This window comes from Streptomyces sp. NPDC090127, from assembly GCF_044746945.1.
Classification (GTDB): Bacteria; Actinomycetota; Actinomycetes; order Streptomycetales; family Streptomycetaceae; genus Streptomyces.
Genome location: NZ_JBIVDE010000003.1, coordinates 477,531 through 497,168, shown reverse-complemented (window position 1 = coordinate 497,168; position 19,638 = coordinate 477,531). Strand labels below are relative to the sequence as shown.

The 19,638-nt window shown below is 72.0% G+C and carries 16 protein-coding genes and 1 riboswitch; of the genes, 4 read left to right on the top strand and 12 right to left on the bottom strand.

Features of this window, described 5'->3' with window-relative positions:
• Window positions 1-283: 283 nt before the first annotated feature.
• Together ACIPPS_RS13290 and ACIPPS_RS13285 are read left to right on the top strand one after the other, a co-directional pair.
• Complete coding sequence (locus ACIPPS_RS13290) at window positions 284-1,258, top strand: hypothetical protein (protein ID WP_401431405.1); 975 nt, start codon at window positions 284-286, stop codon at window positions 1,256-1,258.
• A gap of 68 nt (window positions 1,259-1,326) precedes the next feature.
• Window positions 1,327-2,859, top strand: a complete 1,533-nt coding sequence (locus ACIPPS_RS13285) for an amino acid permease (RefSeq protein WP_401430447.1) — start codon at window positions 1,327-1,329, stop codon at window positions 2,857-2,859.
• 130 nt (window positions 2,860-2,989) lie between these two features.
• Here the strand turns inward: ACIPPS_RS13285 and ACIPPS_RS13280 are convergent, their stop codons facing one another.
• Window positions 2,990-3,742, bottom strand: a complete 753-nt coding sequence (locus ACIPPS_RS13280) for a GntR family transcriptional regulator (RefSeq protein ID WP_401430445.1) — start codon at window positions 3,740-3,742, stop codon at window positions 2,990-2,992.
• Between the two features lie 196 nt (window positions 3,743-3,938).
• On the opposite strand from ACIPPS_RS13280, the gene ACIPPS_RS13275 reads away from it, so the two are divergent.
• Entirely contained in the window at window positions 3,939-5,279 is a 1,341-nt protein-coding gene (locus ACIPPS_RS13275; RefSeq protein ID WP_401430443.1) for a DUF2252 domain-containing protein, read from the top strand.
• Window positions 5,280-5,415: 136 nt separating this feature from the next.
• On the opposite strand, the gene ACIPPS_RS13270 is transcribed toward ACIPPS_RS13275, so the two are convergent.
• The 10 genes from ACIPPS_RS13270 to dhaK all read right to left on the bottom strand — a co-directional run bounded on the left by ACIPPS_RS13270 (window position 5,416) and on the right by dhaK (window position 14,663).
• Window positions 5,416-6,807, bottom strand: coding sequence for an FAD-dependent oxidoreductase (locus tag ACIPPS_RS13270; protein ID WP_401430441.1), 1,392 nt, complete (start codon window positions 6,805-6,807; stop codon window positions 5,416-5,418).
• An 88-nt stretch (window positions 6,808-6,895) separates the two neighbouring features.
• Window positions 6,896-7,429, bottom strand: a complete 534-nt coding sequence (locus ACIPPS_RS13265) for a PadR family transcriptional regulator (protein WP_401430439.1) — start codon at window positions 7,427-7,429, stop codon at window positions 6,896-6,898.
• A gap of 32 nt (window positions 7,430-7,461) precedes the next feature.
• Complete coding sequence (locus ACIPPS_RS13260) at window positions 7,462-9,483, bottom strand: FAD-dependent oxidoreductase (RefSeq protein ID WP_401430437.1); 2,022 nt, start codon at window positions 9,481-9,483, stop codon at window positions 7,462-7,464.
• Window positions 9,484-9,653: 170 nt separating this feature from the next.
• Window positions 9,654-10,496, bottom strand: a complete 843-nt coding sequence (locus ACIPPS_RS13255; protein WP_401430435.1) for an ATP-binding cassette domain-containing protein — start codon at window positions 10,494-10,496, stop codon at window positions 9,654-9,656.
• On the bottom strand, window positions 10,493-11,242 hold the full coding sequence (gene cbiQ / locus ACIPPS_RS13250) for a cobalt ECF transporter T component CbiQ (protein ID WP_401430433.1): 750 nt from the start codon (window positions 11,240-11,242) through the stop codon (window positions 10,493-10,495). Before cbiQ ends, ACIPPS_RS13255 begins: the two co-directional genes overlap by 4 nt.
• A gap of 6 nt (window positions 11,243-11,248) precedes the next feature.
• Complete coding sequence (locus tag ACIPPS_RS13245) at window positions 11,249-11,590, bottom strand: energy-coupling factor ABC transporter substrate-binding protein (protein WP_401430431.1); 342 nt, start codon at window positions 11,588-11,590, stop codon at window positions 11,249-11,251.
• The gene (locus ACIPPS_RS13240; RefSeq protein ID WP_401430429.1) at window positions 11,587-12,288 is read right to left on the bottom strand and encodes an energy-coupling factor ABC transporter permease; all 702 of its coding nucleotides are present in this window, start codon (window positions 12,286-12,288) and stop codon (window positions 11,587-11,589) included. The genes ACIPPS_RS13245 and ACIPPS_RS13240 overlap by 4 nt, the downstream gene beginning before the upstream one ends.
• A 28-nt stretch (window positions 12,289-12,316) precedes the next feature.
• Window positions 12,317-12,542: riboswitch (cobalamin riboswitch) on the bottom strand.
• 105 nt (window positions 12,543-12,647) lie between these two features.
• On the bottom strand, window positions 12,648-13,052 hold the full coding sequence (locus ACIPPS_RS13235) for a PTS-dependent dihydroxyacetone kinase phosphotransferase subunit DhaM (RefSeq protein WP_401430427.1): 405 nt from the start codon (window positions 13,050-13,052) through the stop codon (window positions 12,648-12,650).
• On the bottom strand, window positions 13,049-13,663 hold the full coding sequence (dhaL, locus tag ACIPPS_RS13230; RefSeq protein WP_401430425.1) for a dihydroxyacetone kinase subunit DhaL: 615 nt from the start codon (window positions 13,661-13,663) through the stop codon (window positions 13,049-13,051). Before dhaL ends, ACIPPS_RS13235 begins: the two co-directional genes overlap by 4 nt.
• Window positions 13,664-13,670: 7 nt before the next feature.
• Complete coding sequence (gene dhaK, locus ACIPPS_RS13225) at window positions 13,671-14,663, bottom strand: dihydroxyacetone kinase subunit DhaK (protein ID WP_401430423.1); 993 nt, start codon at window positions 14,661-14,663, stop codon at window positions 13,671-13,673.
• 97 nt (window positions 14,664-14,760) lie between these two features.
• Here dhaK and ACIPPS_RS13220 point away from each other — a divergent pair, with 97 nt between their 5' ends.
• Entirely contained in the window at window positions 14,761-15,405 is a 645-nt protein-coding gene (locus ACIPPS_RS13220; protein ID WP_401430421.1) for a hypothetical protein, read from the top strand.
• 162 nt (window positions 15,406-15,567) lie between these two features.
• On the opposite strand, the gene ACIPPS_RS13215 is transcribed toward ACIPPS_RS13220, so the two are convergent.
• Window positions 15,568-19,413: a DNRLRE domain-containing protein gene (locus ACIPPS_RS13215; RefSeq protein WP_401430419.1), complete on the bottom strand. Its 3,846-nt coding sequence runs from the start codon at window positions 19,411-19,413 to the stop codon at window positions 15,568-15,570.
• Window positions 19,414-19,638: the final 225 nt, after the last annotated feature.

Here is a 19,638-nt window from a genome sequence, read left to right as displayed (position 1 = left end):
GGCAGCGGGCCTTGATCGCGGAACGGGCAAGACTGGTGCACGCCCCGCCTCCCGTCAAGCGGGTCCGAGGTCGTCCGTCGACTCGGACGCCAAACATGACGCCTGCTCATATTCGGTCCGTGGCCGAATAGTTACGGTCAGAAGCGAAAGTCGATCGGGCTTTTCCGGCGGACCCTATAGTGATCGCCGATCAACGGCCGGACACCCACCGGGAGCCGCCCACCGGAACCCGTCCCCTCACCCATCGAGGAGCCATGCCCCCCACCGCACGTTGCGCTCCGTGATGGCAGGACACTCCTTCCGGCCCGTCTATCATCCCGCGGGTCACGACCACGCCCTGCGGCACGCGGTCCAGGACCTGCGGACCGGCCGCTGGGTGTCCACGGCCCGATTACTCGACGAGACCCACGACTGGGGCGACTGGACGCGGCGTACCCAGGTGCTCGCCACCGTCGCCGCCGGGGGCGACGTCGTGCAGACCTGGCGGACCGAGCAGCCGGACAGCGTCCCCGCGCTGGTCATGTCCACGCGCGTCGCGGTCGAGCGGGCCGTACGCGCCCGGCGGGGCGGCCACCGCCGTACCCGCGAACTCTGGCAGGAGGCCTGGACCGCCTGCCGCGACACCGCCGCACGCGCGCCCGAGGATCCCGTCCCCTGGATCTGCCTGCTCGCCCTCGCCTCCCTGGACGAGCGGCAGCGCATGGCGGAGCACCGCCTTCCGCCGCCGGCCCCCATGCTGCCGCCCGGCCCCTGGGGACTACTCGCCGAGGTCGAGCGGCGCGACCCGCAGAACCGCGAGGCCCACCAACGGATGCTCCAGCTCCTCTGCACCCGCCCCTCCGGCTCGCTCTCCGAGGCGGTCAACTACGCGCAGTGGGCGGCCGGTTCGGCGCCCACCGGCTCGGCCCTGCACGCCCTGCCGCTCTATGTACGCGTGGAGCGCTACCGCAGGGAACGCGGCCACACCCACGCCCTCGACCTGCACTGGGTCGCCGAGGACGCCATCCGCGAAGCCCACCAGGCGCTGCACTCCTGGTTCCTCTTCTGCGCCACCGACGAGGCGTCCCTGCTCGACCTCAACCACCTCGCCCACGCCCTCTTCGGCGCCCAGCGCTTCGCCGACGCCGCGCGCGTCTTCGAGGCCCTCGGGCCGTACCACACGGTGCTGCCCTGGGCCTACCGCACCGACCGTCCCGACGACCGGGCCCAGGCCACCGAGGTCTTCCTGCGCGCCCGCGCCCGCTGCCTCGACCCCTGACCCGGCGTACGCCCGGCCTGTCCCCCTGACTGTCCCCCCGCCCCGTTCGTCCCCCTGGAGGTACCGGCATGTCCCGCACCGCGCCCGTCGACGAGACACGCAGCCCCCGCGCGGGCGGCCAGGACGACGAGGCCCGGCTGAGAGAGCTCGGCTACCAGCCCGTCCTGGCCCGCCGCATGGGCGGCTTCGGCAACTTCGCCATCAGCTTCTCCGTCATCTCCGTCCTCTCCGGGTGCATGACGCTCTACGGCTTCGGCCTCGGCACCGGCGGGCCCGCCGTCATGCTGTGGGGCTGGGCGGGCGTCGGTCTGTTCGTGCTCTGCGTCGGCCTCGCCCTCGCCGAGGTCACCAGCGCCTATCCGACCTCCGGCGCGCTCTACTACATGGCCGACCGGCTGGGCGGCCGCCGCTGGGGCTGGTACACCGGCTGGCTCAACCTGCTCGGTCTGCTCGGCGCGATCGCCGGCATCGACTACGGCGCCGCGCTGTTCACCGGAGCCTTCCTCAACCTCCAGTGGGGCATCGTGCCCACCGCCGGCTCCACCTTCCTGATCTTCCTCGCCATCCTGCTGCTGCACGCCGTGCTCAACCTCTTCGGCGTCCGCCTGGTCAGCGTGCTGAACTCGATCAGCGTCTGGTGGCACCTCACCGGAGTGGCCGTGATCGTCGGCGCCCTGGCGCTCGTCCCCGACCGCCACCAGTCCGTCGAGTTCGTCTTCACCGAGTTCGTCAACGACACCGGCTGGGCCAACCCGTTCTACGTCGCCGCCATCGGCCTGCTCCTCGCCCAGTACACCTTCTCCGGCTACGACGCCTCCGCCCATCTCTCCGAGGAGACCTCCAACGCCTCGGTCAGCGCCGCCAAGGGCATCGTGCGGGCGATCTGGGTCTCCTGGATCGCCGGCTTCGCGCTGCTCGCCGGACTGACCTTCGCGATCCAGGACTACGCGGGCACGCAGAACAGCGCCACGGGAGTCCCGCCGGCCCAGATCCTCCTCGACGCGCTCGGCTCCGGCGGCGCCACCGCGCTGCTGCTCGTCGTGATCGTGGCCCAGCTCTTCTGCGGCAACGCCGAGGTGGCGGCCGCCAGCCGGATGGTCTTCGCCTTCAGCCGCGACAACGCCCTGCCCGGCTCCGCCCTCTGGCGCAAGGTCAGCAGCCGGACGCAGACGCCGGTGCCCGCGGTCTGGCTCGCCGTAGGCGTCGCCGCGCTCCTCGCCGTCCCGTCCCTGTACTCCGCCACCGCCTATGGCGCCGTCACCGCGATCAACGTCATCGGCATCACGCCCGCCTACGCGATCCCCATCTACCTGCGCCTGCGCGCGGGGAAGCGGTTCACGCCGGGCCCGTGGAACCTCGGCCGCTGGAGCCGCCCGATCGGCTGGACCGCCGTGGCATGGGTCGCGCTCGTCACCGTGCTCTTCTGCCTGCCGCAGAAGTCGCCGGTGACGATCGCCTCGATGAACTACGCGGTGGTCGCGCTGGCCGTGGTCCTCGTGCTGGCCAGCGTGTGGTGGTACGTGGCGCGCCGCTCGTACGGCACACCGTCGGCGTACGGAACGGCGCGTGAGGAGGCGGAGATCGAGGAGGGGATCGTCTGACGGATCCACGAGACGGGATCCAGAATATTGGATCCATGATCCATGATCCATGATCCATGATCTCGGAATGGGATATTGGATCCGAGATAGGGGATCCCGTATCCGCGATCCAGGATCCCGTCCCCCGTCGTCAGCCGCTGAACTCGTAGGTCCAGGAGACCCCCTGCGCCGCGCAGTCGATGTCCGTGACCTCCAGCGCGTGCCCGTGCTGGTCGCACACCACCCGGTGGACGATCAGCCGGGGCGCCCCGCCCCGGGAGCCCGTCGTCGCGCCCGGCGGCACACCGATCGACTCCCGTCGGGTGAGCCGGAGTCCGGCCTGGTGCATCCAGTGGTAGAGCAGCCGCAGGTCCGGGCGGAGGACGGAGCCTCTGGTGCGCCGGTACTTCGCGAGTTGCGGGATCTCGGTGACCGCCGCCCGCGAGAACCAGGACACCGACCGCTGCATCGGGGCCCCGCCGGGGGACAGGACGACATGCCGGTGGACGAGGGTGGGTTCGCCCGGTACGAGTCCCAGCCGGGCGGTCATCCCGGCGGGCGGCGCCTCCCAGGTGAGCGAGGCGCGCACGAGGGCGTCGGCGGCGTCGGTGCCGCCGGGGAAGAGTTGCCGGCGGGCCGTCAGGGCGGGCTCCCGCGGCTCGTGTTCGGTGCCCGCCGCGAAGGTGCCTCTGCGGTCGGTGACGACGAGACGTTCCTCGCGCAGCAGGTGGAGCGCGCTGCGCACGGTCTGCCGGTTGACGTGGTAGCGGTGTGCGAGCGAGCGCTCGGACGGAAGGCGGCTGCCGGGGACGATGTGCCGTTCGGCGAGGTCGCTCCGGAGGGCCGCGGCGACCCGCAGATAGAGCGGGACGGCCTCGGGCTGCTCGGGTTCGGGTTCAGTCATGTCCAACCCCTCTCTTTGCTCAGCGTGACAGTCTGGTCCGCAGGGGTGATCAATTCCTATCATTGGTCTAAACCATTAAGGAAGGGGTGGCGACGGGACTGGCCGAAAGCCGGGCCTCCCGGGGTGCGGGCCGCCCCGTCTGACCTTGTAATGAGTCTCAACCGGAAGCAGCTGCGGAAAAGGCGGGTGAGGCCGGATGACGACACCGGCGGCGCGGGCCGAGGCGGGCAGAGCGGCACGCAAACACGTGCCGCGGTCCTCCCACGGCCGCTGGATACCCTCCTCGCAGCGCCCTGACCCCCTGAGCGTGCTGGAACGGCAGTCCGTCGACCGGGTGCCCGACCTGGTCCCGATCCGCTACGGCAGGATGGCGGCCTCGCCGTTCGCCTTCCTTCGCGGCGCCGCCGCCGTCATGGCGGCCGACCTCGCCCCGCAAGGCCACACGGGACTCGTCGTCCAGCTCTGCGGCGACGCCCATCTGCTCAACTTCGGCGTCTACGCCTCACCCGAACGGTCGCTCCTCTTCGACGTGAACGACTTCGACGAGACCCTGCCGGGCCCCTTCGAATGGGACGTGAAGCGGCTCGCCGCCAGCGTGGCCGTCGCCGCCCTCGAGAACGGTGCCGGCAAGGCCAAGGCCCACCGCGCCGCCCTCGTCGTCGGCGAGGCGTACCGCACGCACATGCGCCGTCTCGCCGGCCTCGGCGAGCTCGCCGTCTGGTACGAGCGGATCGACGCCGACGACCTGGCTCCGCTGGTACGCCGGGGGCGCCGCGCGACCTTCGAGAGCCGTCTCACCCGCGCCCGCCGCCGCACGAGCCTCCAGGCCTTCGGCAAACTCACAGCCCTCGACGACAGCGGCACGCGCCGCATCGTCGACGACCCCCCGCTCCTGGAGCGGGCCACCGACCTCGACCGCGTCACCTTCGGCAAGGTCTTCAGCGACTACCGCAGCTCCCTCTCCGAGGAGCGCCGCCACCTCCTCGACCGGTACCACTACGTCGACGCCGCCCGAAAGGTCGTCGGCGTCGGGAGCGTCGGCACGCGCTGCTTCATCCTCCTCCTGGAGGGCCGGGACGACGGCGACCCGCTGATCCTCCAGATCAAGGAGGCCGGCCGCTCGGTCCTGGAGGCGTACCTGCCGCCGAGCGTCTACGGGCACCAGGGGCAGCGGGTCGTCCGGGGGCAGCGCCTGACGCAGGCCGCGGGCGACATCTTCCTCGGCTGGATGACCGGGCCGGAGAAACGTCACTTCTACTGGCGGCAGCTGCGCGACATGAAGGGCTCGGCCGAGGTGGGGACCATGTCCCCGTCGATGCTCCGCGTGTACGCGGCGCTCTGCGGCCGCGCCCTGGCCCGCGCCCACGCCCGATCCGGCGACCGCATCGCCATCGCCGCGTACCTCGGCTCCTCGGACGTCTTCGATCGCGCCGTCGCCGACTTCGCGATCCGCTACACGGACCAGAACGCCGACGACTACGCGGCCCTGGCCGCGGCGATCGCCGCGGGCGTGGTCACGGCGGCCCCGGGCGTCTGACCGCCCACGGCCGCCCGGCCCGGTGCCCCCGGGCCCCCGTACCGCTAGGCCCCCGTGCCCCTGGGCCCCCACCTTCTGGGCCCCGTACCCCTGGGCCCGCGTACCCCCGGGCCCCCTCCCCTCTGGGCCCCTGCCCCTACCCCCTGCTGCGTCGCATCGGCGGCTCCGCCGGTGACTCGGGGACCGGTCCGAAGAGGACGGCCCGGGCCACCGGAGGGGCGAACAGCGCGGTCATCGGCGCCGAGAGAGTCAGCACGGAACGGAACGCGGCGCCCACCAGCCGGCCTCCGGCCGATCGCTGCTGGACCCGGCTCAGATACCAGCCCACCGGCGCGTCCACCGCCCGCCGGGTGATCGCGGTGCCCGTCGCACCCGGCATCTTCCGGTCGGCGCCGGCCGAGATGTCCCAGGCCTGCTTCGACGCGTCCAGCAGCGCCTTCTGCACGGCCCGCGTGGTCGGCGTCCGCCTCGGGTCGGCGAGGGCCGCGCCCAGGGCCACCGCACTCATCGCGGCGACCGCCATGCCCTGACCGTAGATCGGGTTGAAGGCACACAGCGCGTCGCCGGTGGCGAGGAAGCCGGCCGGTCGACGGCCCGGACGGTCGTAGCGGCGGCGTACGTTCGCCGTCCGCCGGAAGCCGTGCACCGAGGACTCCGGCGTGGCCCTGGCGATCCACTCGCTCAGGACGGGGTGCGGAAGCTTCGCCGCGAACGCCTCGAACCCCTCCTCGTCGGTGGGCGGCAGATCGCCCCGGAGCCCGGAGAGGGTGACCAGATGGCGCCCGTCCCCGAGGGGCAGCGCCACACCGCCGTACACCTGCTCGGGGTTGGGGACGATGTTGAAGCCCAGCGCGTCCATGCCCGGGTCCTCGGCGGCGCGGTACACCCGGGTCGCGTAGCCGAGACCGGTGTCGATCGTCTCCTCGTGCGGGGCCTCCGCGCCGATCGCCGCGAGCCAGTCCGGCGCGTGCGTGCCACGGCCCGAGGCGTCGACGACCAGATCGGCCGCGAGGCTCCGGCTCTCCCGCTCCTTCCCCGCGCCCCGCTCGCGTACCAGGACACCGCGCACCCGCGAGGCGTCCCCCAGCAGACCGACGGTCTCGGTGCCCTCCACGAACCGGATACGGGGATCGGCGAGGACCCGCCGCCGCACCAGCCACTCCAACTGCGCCCGGGGCCCGGTGAAGAGGTGCACGGAGGCCGGATGGCGACTGAACCACCGCCCGTTCTGCCACTGCACCATGTCCTCGGGCATCCCCACCCGGGGCGCGCCGAGCTCGCGCAGCTCGCTCATGAACCCGGGCAGCAGCGCGTCGAGCGCCTGCTGACCGGAGGGCAGCAGCACATGCACGTGCCGGGACTGCGGAGTTCCCGGTCGTGCGTCCGGTCCCTCCGGCACTCGGTCGCGCTCGACGACCGTGACCTTCTCGGCGTGCTCACTGAGCACCCGCGCGGCCAACAGGCCCGCGAGGCTTCCCCCGACGACAACCGCATGACGTGTCCTGCGGCGCCCCAACTCGTCGGTCATCCGCGCCCTTTCGACGAAGTGGATCTACGGCCCTTCCCAGTATCCACCTCTCACGGCCCACGACGCCCGCGCCCCGGCCGGTTCCGGCTCAGCGCTCCAGTTCCGCGAGGGCGTGGGTCAGCCATTCCACCCAGAACCGCTCCAGGTCGATTCCGCCGCGCAGGACGAGATGGCGGAGCCGGTCCGGTTCGGATGCGCGGCGCTCGGACGGGAAGTCGCGTTCCTCGATCGTCCGATACTCGTCCAACTGGCGCTGGTGCAGGGCGAGGTGGCGGCGCAGCTCCTCGCGCATCCCGGGCGCGCCGACGACCGCCGCCGCGCGGATGCGCAGCAGCAGGGAGGAGCGGAGCGGTTTGGGGTCCTCGGTGCGGGCGACCCAGTCGAACAGCGCGGTGCGGCCCGCGGGGAGTACCTCGTACTCCTTCTTCTGGCCGCGCGCCGGCACCGGAGCGGGCAGGGCGCGGATGTGCCCCGCCTGCTCCAGCTTGCCCAGCTCGCGATAGATCTGCTGGTGCGTGGCCGACCAGAAGTAGCCGATCGACCGGTCGAAGCGGCGCGTCAGCTCAAGACCGGAGGACGGCTTCTCGAGCAGCGCCGTGAGGATCGCGTGCGGGAGGGACATGCGCGCATCCTAGGCTCGGGGTGCCGACACGATCACAGGGAGGCGGCGAGCCGCGTCCCCTGGTCGATGGCGCGCTTGGCGTCCAGTTCGGCCGCGACGTCGGCGCCGCCGATGAGGTGGGCCGTGCGGCCGGCCGCGATCAGCTCCTCGTAGAGGCCGCGGCGCGGCTCCTGGCCGGTGCACAGGACGATCGTGTCGACCGGGACCGTCTGCGGCTCGCCGTCGATCGTCAGGTGCAGACCCTCGTCGTCGATCCGCTCGTACGACGCGCCCGCGACCATCGTGACGCCCCGGTGCTTCATCTCCGCGCGGTGGATCCAGCCGGTGGTCTTGCCGAGGCCGGCGCCGACCTTGGTGGTCTTGCGCTGGATCAGGTGGACCTGGCGCGGCGGCCGGGGCCGCTCCGGGGCGCGCAGCCCGCCGCGCGTCTCGTACGAGGTGTCCACGCCCCACTGCTTGAAGTACGTCTCCGGGTCCAGGCTCGCGCCCTCGCCGCCGTCCGTGAGGAACTCGGCGACGTCGAAGCCGATGCCGCCCGCGCCGAGGATCGCGACGCGCTCGCCGACCGGCGCGCCGTCGCGCAGGACGTCGAGGTAGCTGACGACGCTCGGGTGGTCGACGCCCTCGATCTCCGGGATGCGCGGGGTGACCCCGGTGGCGACGACGACCTCGTCGTAGCCGTCCAGGTCGTCCGCCGCGACCGGGGTGTTCAGCCGGACCTCGACCCCGCGCGCGTCGAGCTGCGTACGGAAGTAGCGGAGCGTCTCGTCGAACTCCTCCTTGCCCGGTACGCGCTTGGCGACGTTCAGCTGGCCGCCGATCTCGCCGGCCGCGTCGAACAGCGTGACCGAGTGGCCGCGTTCGGCGGCGGAGACGGAGAAGGCGAGACCGGCCGGGCCCGCGCCGACGACGGCGATCCTCCTGGCGAGCCGGGTGGGGGAGAGGACCAGTTCGGTCTCGTGGCAGGCGCGCGGGTTCACCAGGCAGGAGGTGATCTTCAGGCTGAAGGTGTGGTCCAGGCAGGCCTGGTTGCAGCCGATGCAGGTGTTGATGGTGTCGGCGCGGTCCGCGGCGGCCTTGGCGACGAAGTCGGGGTCGGCCAGGAAGGGGCGGGCCATGGAGACCATGTCGGCGCGGCCCTCGGCGAGGACCTGTTCGGCGACCTCGGGGGTGTTGACGCGGTTGCCGGTGACGAGGGGGATGGACACCGAGCCCATCAGCTTCTTGGTGACCCAGGTGTAGGCGCCACGCGGGACGGAGGTCGCGATGGTCGGGATGCGCGCCTCGTGCCAGCCGATGCCGGTGTTGATGATGGTCGCGCCGGCGGCCTCGATCTCCTTGGCGAGGGAGACGACCTCCTCCAGCGTCGAGCCGCCCGGCACCAGGTCCAGCATCGACAGCCGGTAGACGACGATGAAGTCCTCGCCGACCTGCTCGCGGATCCGGCGGACGATCTCCAGCGGGAAGCGGACCCGGTTGGCGTAGCCGCCGCCCCAGCGGTCGGTGCGGTGGTTGGTGGCCGCCGCGATGAACTCGTTGATGAGGTAGCCCTCGGAGCCCATGACCTCGACACCGTCGTACCCGGCGGCCTTGGCGAGCTCCGCGCAGCGGGCGTAGTCCTCGACGGTCTGCTCGACCTCGGCGTCGGTCAGCTCGTTGGGTACGAAGGGGCTGATCGGTGCCTGGATCGCGCTGGGGGCGACGAGCCCGGGGTGGTAGGCGTACCGGCCGAAGTGCAGGATCTGCATCGCGATCCGCCCGCCCTCGGCGTGCACGGCGTCGGTGATGTGCCGGTGCTCGGCGACCTCCTCCTCGGTGGTCAGCTTGGCACCGCCCTCCCAGGGGCGGCCGGCCTCGTTGGGCGCGATGCCGCCGGTCACGATGAGGCCGACGCCACCGCGGGCGCGCTCGGCGTAGAAGGCGGCCATGCGCGCGAACCCGTTCTCGGTCTCTTCGAGACCGACGTGCATGGAACCCATGAGCACCCGGTTGGGAAGAGTGGTGAACCCGAGGTCGAGCGGGCTCAGCAGGTGCGGGTACGGGGTCGAGGTCATGGGGGGGCGCCTCCTCGCGCAGGATCGTCATGACTGTTGTAGACGACCCCGGGACCGTTGTGCAACAAGTTGCATAACGGTCCCGGGGTGATCTGCGCGACGTTGCGAACCGACGACGGACCTGCCTGGGAGCGGACCGACCAGCCGGGCTACGGACCTCCCCAGCCCTCCTAGGGGGTAACGGCGGTCCACGCCGCCAGGTCCTCCGCCGTGCGCGGTCCGCGTGCGTCCGGGCCGAGGAGGCCGTGGGCGCGCAGCAGGCGGGTCACCGCCGTGCCCCAGGGGCGGCGCAGGCGCGCCGCGTCGAGCAGGGAGTCGTCGCCGAGCAGCTCCTCGACCGGCCCCGTGCGCAACCCGTCGGGGGTGAGGACGGCGGCCTCGTCCGCCCAGCGCAACGCCAGGTCGACGTCGTGGGTCGCCATGACGATCGTCGTGCCGGCCTCCCGCAGCCGGCCGAGCACCTCCAGGAGCCGCTCCTGCCCGTGCGGATCGAGCCCCGCCGTCGGCTCGTCCATGATCAGGACCCGGGGGCGCATCGCCACGGCGCCCGCGAGCGCGGCCCGCTTGCGCTGCCCGTACGACAGCAGATGCGTCGGCCGGTCCTCCAGGGCGACGATGTCCAGCGCCTCGAGCGCCTCGCGCACCCGGAGCCGTACCTCCTCCTCCGGCAGCCCCAGGTTCATCGGCCCGAACGACACGTCCTGTCCGACCGAGGCGGCGAAGAGCTGGTCGTCCGGGTCCTGGACGACCAGCTGCACGGTCGTCCGCAGCCGCGTCAGCCCCTTCCGGCCGTACGACACCTCCGCGCCGTCGAGCCGGAGCGCGCCGCTGCCGCAGCGCAGGCCCCCGCTCAGCAGCCGCAGCAGCGTCGTCTTGCCGCCGCCGTTGCGGCCGAGCAGGGCCAGTGCACGGCCCTCCGGCACGGCGAGGTCGATGCCGTCGAGGACCACCGGCCCGTCCTCGTAGGCGAAGGTGGCCTTCACCAGTTCCACGACAGGGGGTGCGGGACTCACGGCAGCGACCTTTCCAGTACGAGAGTGAGGGCGACGAGCCCGGCCAGCAGACCGGCCGTCGAGGCGAGGAACCGGCCCGACACCGAGGCCTCGGGCACCAGGACCCGCAGCGTCCCGTCGTAACCCCGCCCGGCGAGCCCGGTCTGCAGGCGCTGTGCCCGGTCGAAGGCGCGGACGAACGCCGTCGCACCGAGCCCGGCGAGCGACCGCCAGGTCGCCGCCCGCGTGGTCAGCCCCAGCCGGGCCGCCTGCGCCTGTCGGATTTTGGATATCGCATCCAGAAGCAGAAAGCTGATCCGGTACATCACCAGCGCCACGTCCACCACGGGCGCCGGCACCCCCGCCCGCACCAGCCGTGGCAGCACGTCCGAGACAGGCGTGGTGAAGGCGAACAGCAGCACCCCCAGCGACGCCGAAGAGGTGCGCAGCAGCAGCTCACCCGCGTGCAGCGGACCGTCCTCGGCGAGCACGACCAGACCCCGCGCCCCGCCCACCTCGAAGAGAAGCGGGATCGCCCCGGTCACACAGAAGCCCAACGGGATGCGGAACGCGCGCCACAGCTGACGCCCCGGCACCCCCGCCGGACCGAGGAGAACGCTCAAGGTGGCCGCCGCGACCAGGACGGCACCGGGCCACGGCGGCAGACAGACCGCGCACAGCGTCAGGCCGAAGCCGAGGACGGCCTTCTCACACGGATGACGGCGGCGCCAGCGACTGCTGTGCGCCGCCGCGTCGATCGGCAGCACCGGCGCTCACGCGTCGCTGGACGCCGACCGCAGCGCCTTCGCCTCGGCCCGGGCCTCGCCCTGCCTGCGGCCCCTGTGCACGCCGAAGTAGTACGCCAGCACCCCGGAGCCGAGCGCCGCCTGAAGGGCGAAGAGCGCCGACTCGATCTCGCCGGAGGCGGGCTCGTAGAGCGGGCTGAACCACGGCTCGTAGTCGGGGGCGATCTCCGTGATCGCTGCCTCCGCCTCGGCGTCGGCCCCGGTGAACGGCTCCTCCTTGTGGTCACCGAGCCCCAGCACCAGCGGAAGCACCGCCAGCGCCGCGACGACGAGCAGAAGCAGGGTGTTGATCTTGGCGTTCCGGCTCATCGGGCGCTCACCTCCACGGCGTCGGCCTTCGTGCGGGACGGGAGCAGGACCCCGAGCCGGGTCAGGTCCCCCTTGCTGGACTGCGTGAGCAGCCGCATCACGAGCACCGTCAGCAGCCCCTCGCTGACGGCGAGCGGCAGCTGCGTCACCGCGAAGATGGAACCGAACTTCGCCAGCGCCCCGGGCACACCGCTGCCCGGGTCGGGGAAGGCCAGCGCGAGCTGGACGCTGGTCACGCAGTACGTCGACAGATCCGCGACGAACGCGCCGAAGAACACGCTCACCATCAGCGGCACATCGAACCGGCGCAGCAGCCAGTACGTGCCGAATCCGGCCCACGGCCCGACGATCGCCATCGAGAAGACGTTGGCGCCGAGCGTGGTGAGCCCGCCGTGGGCGAGCAGCAACGCCTGGAACAGCAGGGTGATCGTGCCCAGGACCGCCATCACCGGCGGGCGGAACAGGATCGCGCCCAGGCCGGTGCCGGTCGGATGCGAGCAACTGCCCGTCACCGACGGGATCTTGAGCGCGGACAGAACGAACGTGAACGCGCCGGACGCACCGAGCAGAAGCGTGGACTCGGGGTTGGCCTTGACCTCGCGGGTCAGCGCGCGGACGCCGTGGACGACGAAGGGAGCGGACGCGACGCCCCAGGCGGCCGCGTGCACAGGGGGCAGATACCCCTCGGCTATATGCATGGTTGGGAGACCCTCTCCAGCACCTCGTGGATGGACAACGCACCTTGGCCGGTCTCCTGGCTGACGGGTCATGCCGCCGCGGCTCCGCCTTCCCACACCACCGCGGCGGTTCCGCGGTGGTCCAGTGGCTTCCCCGGAGGGATGGAGCCGGACTTCCCGATCACAGTGGCGAGGGCCGCACCGGTACCGCACCGGTTTCCCGTACACCAAGGCGCTGTGACATTAGTGGGTTGACCAGGTGCATCACAACACGGGTGCGCTTCGGGACGGTGTGTGACGGGTCTCCCGCGCGCCCCCCGCTCACGCCGCGGGACCACTCGCGCCCCGTCCGGCGCTCTTCTGCGTGCGCCCGTGCCCGCTCACTCCTTCCGGTACGTGTACGCCTCCGCCGCCGCGGCCGACACCGCGTCGAGGTCACCGCCCGCGCTCGCCGTCACGAGCGCGGCGACGGCGCCCTCCACGAAGGGGGCGTCCACGAGCCGAGCCCCCTCCGGCAGCTCGTCGCCCTCGGCGAGGAGCGCCTTGACGGTGAGGACGGCGCTTCCCAGGTCGACGAGGAGGGCCACCCCGGCGCCCCCGTCGACCGCCCGCGCCGCCTCGACGATCCGCTCGGAGCTGGTGCCGAGAGCCCCGTCGGGCAGGCCGCCGGCGGCGGCCACCGGCGCGGTCGAGCCGCCACCCGCGAGCCCCCGGGCGAGCGCGGCGACCGAGTCGGCCACGGCGGCGCTGTGCGAGACCAGCACGATCCCCACCCGACCGGTCATGCGGCGGCCACCTCGGCGAGCGCGGCGATCAGCAACGCCGACGAGGTCGCCCCGGGGTCCTGGTGACCGACGGAGCGCTCGCCGAGATAGCTGGCCCTGCCCTTGCGCGCCTGGAGCGGTACGGTCGCGAGGGCGCCGCGCTCGGCCGCGTCCCGGGCCGCGGCGAAGGAGTCGCCGAGCGCCTCGGCCGCCGGCACGAGCGCGTCCAGCATCGTCGCGTCACCCACCTGGGCCCCGCCGAGCTGCCCGACGGCGGTGACCCCGGCGGTCAGCGCCGCCGCCAACTCCTCCCGCGTCACCGACTCCGCCTCGCCGAGCGCCTTGCCGGTGCGGCGCAGCAGCGTCCCGTACAGCGGACCGGAGGCGCCGCCGACGGTGGAGATCAACTGCCGTCCGGCGGCGGCGAGTACGGCTCCCGGCGTGCCGGGCGGCTCCTTGTCGAGCACCTCCGTCACGGCCGCGAAACCGCGCTTCAGGTTGGCGCCGTGGTCGGCGTCGCCGATCGCCGAGTCGAGCTCGGTGAGGTGTTCGGCCTCACGGTCGACGGCGGCCGCCGCCGCGTCGAGCCAGCGGCGGAAGAACGCGGCGTCGAGATCGTTCACTTCGGTCATCCCTCTCTCACCGGCCCCAGCGCAGCGCGGCCGTCTGCACGGGCGCGTCCCAGAACCGCAGCAGTTCCTCGTCGGCCTCACAGAGCGTCACCGAGCAGCCCGCCATGTCGAGCGAGGTGACGTAGTTGCCCACCAGTGTGCGGGCGACGGGCACCCGGCGCTCGGCCAGCACCCGCTGCACCTCGGCGTTGAATCCGTACAGTTCGAGGAGCGGGGTGGCCCCCATCCCGTTCACCAGGGCGAGGACCGGGCCGGACGGCCGCAGGTCCTCCAGTACGGCGTCGACGGCGAAGTCCGCGATCTCGCGCGACGTCATCATCGGCCGCCGTTCCCGTCCCGGCTCGCCATGGATCCCGACGCCCAACTCAAGCTCGCCGTCCGGCAGTTCGAACGTGGGGCTGCCCTTGGCGGGGGTGGTGCAGGCGCTCAGCGCCACGCCGAAGCTCCGCGACCGCTCGTTCACCCGCCGTGCGATCGCCTCCACCCGCTCCAGCGGCGCACCCTCCTCGGCCGCGGCGCCCGCGATCTTCTCCACGAAGAGCGTCGCCCCGGTTCCGCGCCGCCCGGCCGTGTACAGACTGTCCGTCACCGCCACGTCGTCGTTCACCAGCACCGTGGCGACCTGGATGCCCTCGTCCTCGGCGAGCTCGGCGGCCATCTCGAAGTTGAGCACGTCGCCGGTGTAGTTCTTGACGACGAACAGCACCCCGGCGCCACTGTCGACCGCGGCGGCGGCCCGCACCATCTGGTCGGGCACCGGCGAGGTGAAGACCTCCCCGGGGCACGCGGCCGCGAGCATCCCGGGCCCCACGAACCCCCCGTGCAACGGCTCGTGCCCGGACCCGCCCCCGGACACCAGCGCCACCTTCCCCGCGACGGGCGCGTCCCGCCGGAACACGACACGGTTCTCGACGTCGACGGTCAGCTCGGGATGGGCGGCGGCCATGCCCCGCAGCGCGTCGGCGACGACGGTCTCCGGAACGTTGATCAGCATTTTCATGCGTTTCTCCTCGAGAGCCTGGCGGTAGGGCCTACGGCAGTATCGAGCCTGCGGCAGCCAAGGTCACGTCTCCCGATCATTGCGTAGGGTCGAGGTCATGGACACCGAACTCATGGAGCGGACGGCCACCGCCTGGCAGCAGTTGACCGCATGGCTGCGCGTGCACGCCCCCACCTCGCACGCCTCGATCCTCCCGCCGGCCTCCCGCGCCGAGATCGAGGAGGCGGAGGACCGGCTCAGGAACTCCTGCGGGTTCGGCTTCCCGCCCGAGCTGGTCGCGCTCTGGTCCGTGGCGGGAGGGGTCCGCCAGCTCGACCTCGAGGAGTACGACGAAGAGGGCGAGGTCGCCACCGGCGCCTTCCTGCCGCACGGGGTGCTGCTCACCCCTGGGCAGTCGATCCGGCCCCGGCTCGCCGGCTTCGACCACCAGGGCAAGGACTGGTGGGAGGGCGCGCGGTGGGCCGCCCCCTTCGGCAACCACACCGAGGCGACCGACGTCGGCCTGTACCTGTCGGAGGACGGCCTCGGCCGGTGGACCAGCTACGAGGGCCTCTTCATGGAGCAGCCGCTCTATCCGTCGATCGCCGCCTATCTGGAGTCCGTCAACCGCATGCTGACCGAGGGCCCGGCCGGTCTGATGGGCTCCGGCGTGCCCGGGGTCGTGTACGGATGCCTCGTCTGGGACGACCCGGACAGTCCGCGACTCGACGAGACGTTCGCCGACTGGCGGCCCGTGCGCTAGGGCGCGATTCGAAAGGAGCGTCGTCCGCCCGGAGGGCGGGGCCGGGGCCCCAGACGGGCGGGGCCCCGCCCTCGGACATCGGGGGCGGGGCCTGCTTCGGTCGTGCCGGCCGGACTGCGGCCTCGCTCACGGCCGGCTCACGGCTTGCTTACGGGATCGCCCCTACGGCTTCGCCATGGTGCAGACGAGCTCGGCCTTCGAGGTGTCACAGCCCTTGAACCAGGCGTTGCCCGGGTCCAGGAAGTAGCCCTGCTCGTCCAGGAGCCGCATCTGCCGCGCGAAGTCGCCGAACGGCCGCATCGAGCCCTGGTTGACGTCGCCGGACATCGAGGACCGGCCGCAGTTCTCGGTGAACGTCGGAGCGTCGTACCGGGTGTCGTCGAGGAAGTGGATGCTGCCGTCGTCCGCCGTGGCGGACACGGTCTGCATGCAGTCGGCCCCGCCGCCCGGCGCCTCGTTCTTGCCTCCGTCGACACTCTTCATACCGGCGGACTGGTACGTCGAGGCGAACGGGAACTCGTCGCAGTTGACCTCGTCGATGTGCGGTCCCGCATGGTGCAGCGCCGTCTTCGGGTGGGGCAGGAACGTCTTGCGCGGCACCCATCCGGTGCCTCCCGCCTTCGGGCCCTTGTAGCGGGTGCACATGGCGTCCCGGCTCTTCTGGGAGTCGTAGCCCTTCTTGTTCCGCGCCGCCGGCGGCAGGTACTCGAGCGGAGCGGCCCAGCTCTGGCCGAGGCCCGTGACCTTCGACTTGTTCTGGATCAGCCAGGCGTGCGCGGCCGCCTCCGGGTAGGCGGCGGTGTTGAACACGTACGTCGGGGCGTACTGCGGCAGCACACAGCCCGGGGCGCCGTAGGAGGCGACCTTGTCGCAGGTCACGAGCAGCTGCGGGGACTGCCAGGACGCGTAGTCGTCCCGCCATTCGCCCTTCCTGCCGTTCAGGCCCGGCGGGGGCTCCACCTCGGTGACCGGGCGGCCGTTGAAGGACACCAGCATGCTCTTCGACTGGTCCCCGTCGGTGGTGCCGGCGGCGTTGTCCACCGCGCCGTTCCACTTGTGGTCGGCCGTACCGGTGGCCATGTGGGTGTCGACCGGGTCGTTGCCGTTCATGCCTCCCTTCCAGGTGAGGTCACCGTAGAAGTCGATGTTCTGCCGCGCGCTGTCGCCGCCGGAGTTGCAGCCGTCGCTCACGCACATCGAGTCGAACCAGGCACCGGGGTTGCCGGCGCCCATCACCACCGCGCGCTCGTCGCCGGGGAAGTTGTTGAAGACCGGGTTGATCTGCACCCAGGTCTTGATGGCGTCGCCGTGGGCGTCGGTCTTGACCTGGAAGTGCACCTCGAAGTTGGCCTGGTACTTCACGGGCACGACGCCGTCCACGAGCTTGCTCTCCGCGGTGAACGACAGGTCGAAGAAGACGCAGGCCTGCGTGCGGGTCATCAGCGACTTCTGCGCCTCACCGAACAGACTGGGCTGGCACCAGGAGTCCTTGACGATCGGCGCCGGCAGCGAGCCGGCACGGGCCCTGAGCTGCTGCGCGGCCTTGCGGGTGAAGGCCTCGGAGGCCTGGTCCTTCGGGACGACCGTGACCTGGGTGTCCTCGCCGGTCGTGAAGGTACGGGCCTGGCTCCCCTGCTTCCAGCCGTCCCAGGCCGGCTTCGGAGGATCGGAGGGGTCCGGCTGCTGCGAGCTGGTGTCGTTGGCCGGGAGCTTGATGTCGATCTTCTGGGCGCGGTTGTAGTCGCGGTTTCCCGCGGTGAATCCGTAGTCCCTGATCGGGCCGACGTTGCCGGCGCGGTCGACGGTACGGGTCTGGGCCACGTGGTTGCCGTCCGCCGCGGGGGTCACCGCGTAGGAGGCGTCCACGGCTGCCACGGCGGTCAGGGACCTGGCCGCGAGCGTCCCCGAGGTGGTGTTCACCGAGGTCCAGCCGGCGTCGTCCGCGTCGTCGGAGTACGGGTCGAGGCGGTACCGCACCTCGTAGGCGTCCGGCGCACCGGTCGTGACGTCGAACTCACCCGTGACGCCGGCACCGCCGCCGCCCCAGTTCTCCGGGTAGGTGGCCGAGGTGACGCTCTGCGGCGCGCCGGGGGCGGTGGTGTCGACGACGAACTGGGTCCACGGCGACCAGCCGAGGTTGTAGTGCGTGCCGTCGTAGGCGTTCGTACGGAACTTGTACGTCCGGCCGTCCCGCAGCTGCCCGGCCGGGACCGTCACCGAGGCCGGCTTGCCCGAGTCCACGAAGTCGGAGACGAGCAGCCCCTCCCCGGACGGAGTGGTGACGGGCGTGTCGGTCGCGGCGTCGTAGACCTGGAACGTGCCGTTGACCTTGTCGCGGTCCGGGTCGGTGAAGGTGTCACGCAGGACGGGGGTGGTGCTGTTGACCGCCCACACACCGGCGTACGACCGGAACGGCGCGCCGGCCTGCCGGTCGGTGCCGTCCGAGGGCCGGTAGTTGTAGGTGACCGACAGCTTGGGCTGGTTGGCCGCGTTGTTGGCGGAGTTGACCCGCTTCCACGCCTTCACGTCGTCGGTGGCCGCGCGCAGACCCATGTGACCGCGCGTGGCCTTGGCGGACGCCCAGGACTGGACGAGCGTGTCGACGTCGGCGTTGATCCAGCCGTCCGGCTGGGCGGCGCAGTCCGGGCTGCCCTTGGTCTCGGTCGAGGAGTGGAACTGCTGCTTCCAGGTGGGCTGCGCGGTCCAGCGCGAGGACGTGGACGGGGCGCTGGTGTCCCAGACGGTCCAGGACTGGGCGCTGCAGTCGGTGTTGCCGGAGTGGAAGTTCCACAGCGCCAGGTTGGTGTCGACGATCAGCGCGTCCTGGAGCGGCGTGGTGTTCCAGGTGATGAACGAGCGGGCGGTACGCGGGGTGCCGTCGCCGTTCTTGGTGCCGGGGTTGCCGAGGTCGAGTTCGGTGTCGTTGGACCAGTCGACGGTCTCGCCCTGCTGCACATAGGTGTCGAAGGTGTTCGACAGCGCGGAGGTCGAGGGGTCGACCGTCACCGGGTAGGTCGTGGCGGGGTCGGCGAGGAACGCGGCCGACGGGGTGACGACCAGGTCGAGCTCACCGGCGCCCTTGTCGACGACCTTCATGTCGACACGCGCGCGGCGGGTGTGCTCGCCCGAGCGCCTGTCGACGGAGGCGTCCCACATGACCGGGGCGGGCATGGTGGCGCGCGGGGCACCGGTCTCGGCGTCGGTGAAGGTGACCGAGCCGTCCTTGTTCGGCTGCGCCTTCAGGCCCTTGGCCTTGACCGGGAGGGTGTAGGAGTAGGCGCCGCCGGGCCGCTCGTGGATCTCGACGAACTGCTCGAAGCCGGTACGGGTGGCCTCGACGACGACGTCGGCGCCCGGCACGGCGTTCCGGTAGCGGGCGTGGGTGCCGTCCAGTTCGGGCTGCGGCAGGCCGCCCTTCCACCGGAGGGTCACCTGGCTGTCGCCGCTGCCCAGGGTCACGAGGTCACGGGCGGGGTCGTCCTGCGCGGCGCGCAGGGACGTCGGCCGGACGCCGCTCCCGCCGCCCAGGCGCAGGCCGTTGGGGTGTGCCTTGGGGGCGATGCTGCCGTCGGCCGCCTCGGTGAGGGTGGCGTCGGCCCGCTGCCAGGTGCCGTTCTTCCAGACCCGCTCGGGACCCGCGGTGAGCTCGGTGGTGAGGGTGCCGTCCGGGTTGGCGACGGTGAAGGTCGTGGGGGTCGTCTCGTCGGTGACGACGGTCTTCTTCCCGGTCCTCTTCGCCTCGGCCAGCGCCCAGGCGATCGAGCCCTTCGCGTGCGCTGCCGCCCAGGCCAGGTCCGACTCCTGGACGGCCTGCGGGGAGGGGGCCTTGGCGGAGGTCGTGGCGGCGGAGGTCGTGGCCGTCGGCGCGGCAGGCCGCTCGTCCGGGGCCGCCGCGGCGGTCTGGCCGGATATGAGGGCGGCCTCGGCCGCCAGGACCAGGGCGGTCGCCAGGGCTATGCGCCCTGTGCGCCGCCGGGTGCCGGAAGGTCCGGCTGTATGTCTGGACACGGAGGTGTCATCCCTTCCGATCCTGCCGCTCGGCAAGATCAACAAGGGGACGCTAGTGGCGGTTCGTGCGCCCACCGTGAGCGGAATGTGAGATTCCGCGTGATGATCAACATGGTTGCCCGAGCGAACGTGTTTGTTTCGTGGAGGTCGCCCGGCGGACGTGGAGATCTCGCACCGACTTCCGGAACTTCCGCAGCTCACGGGCCAGTTCGAGCGCGGAGAGGG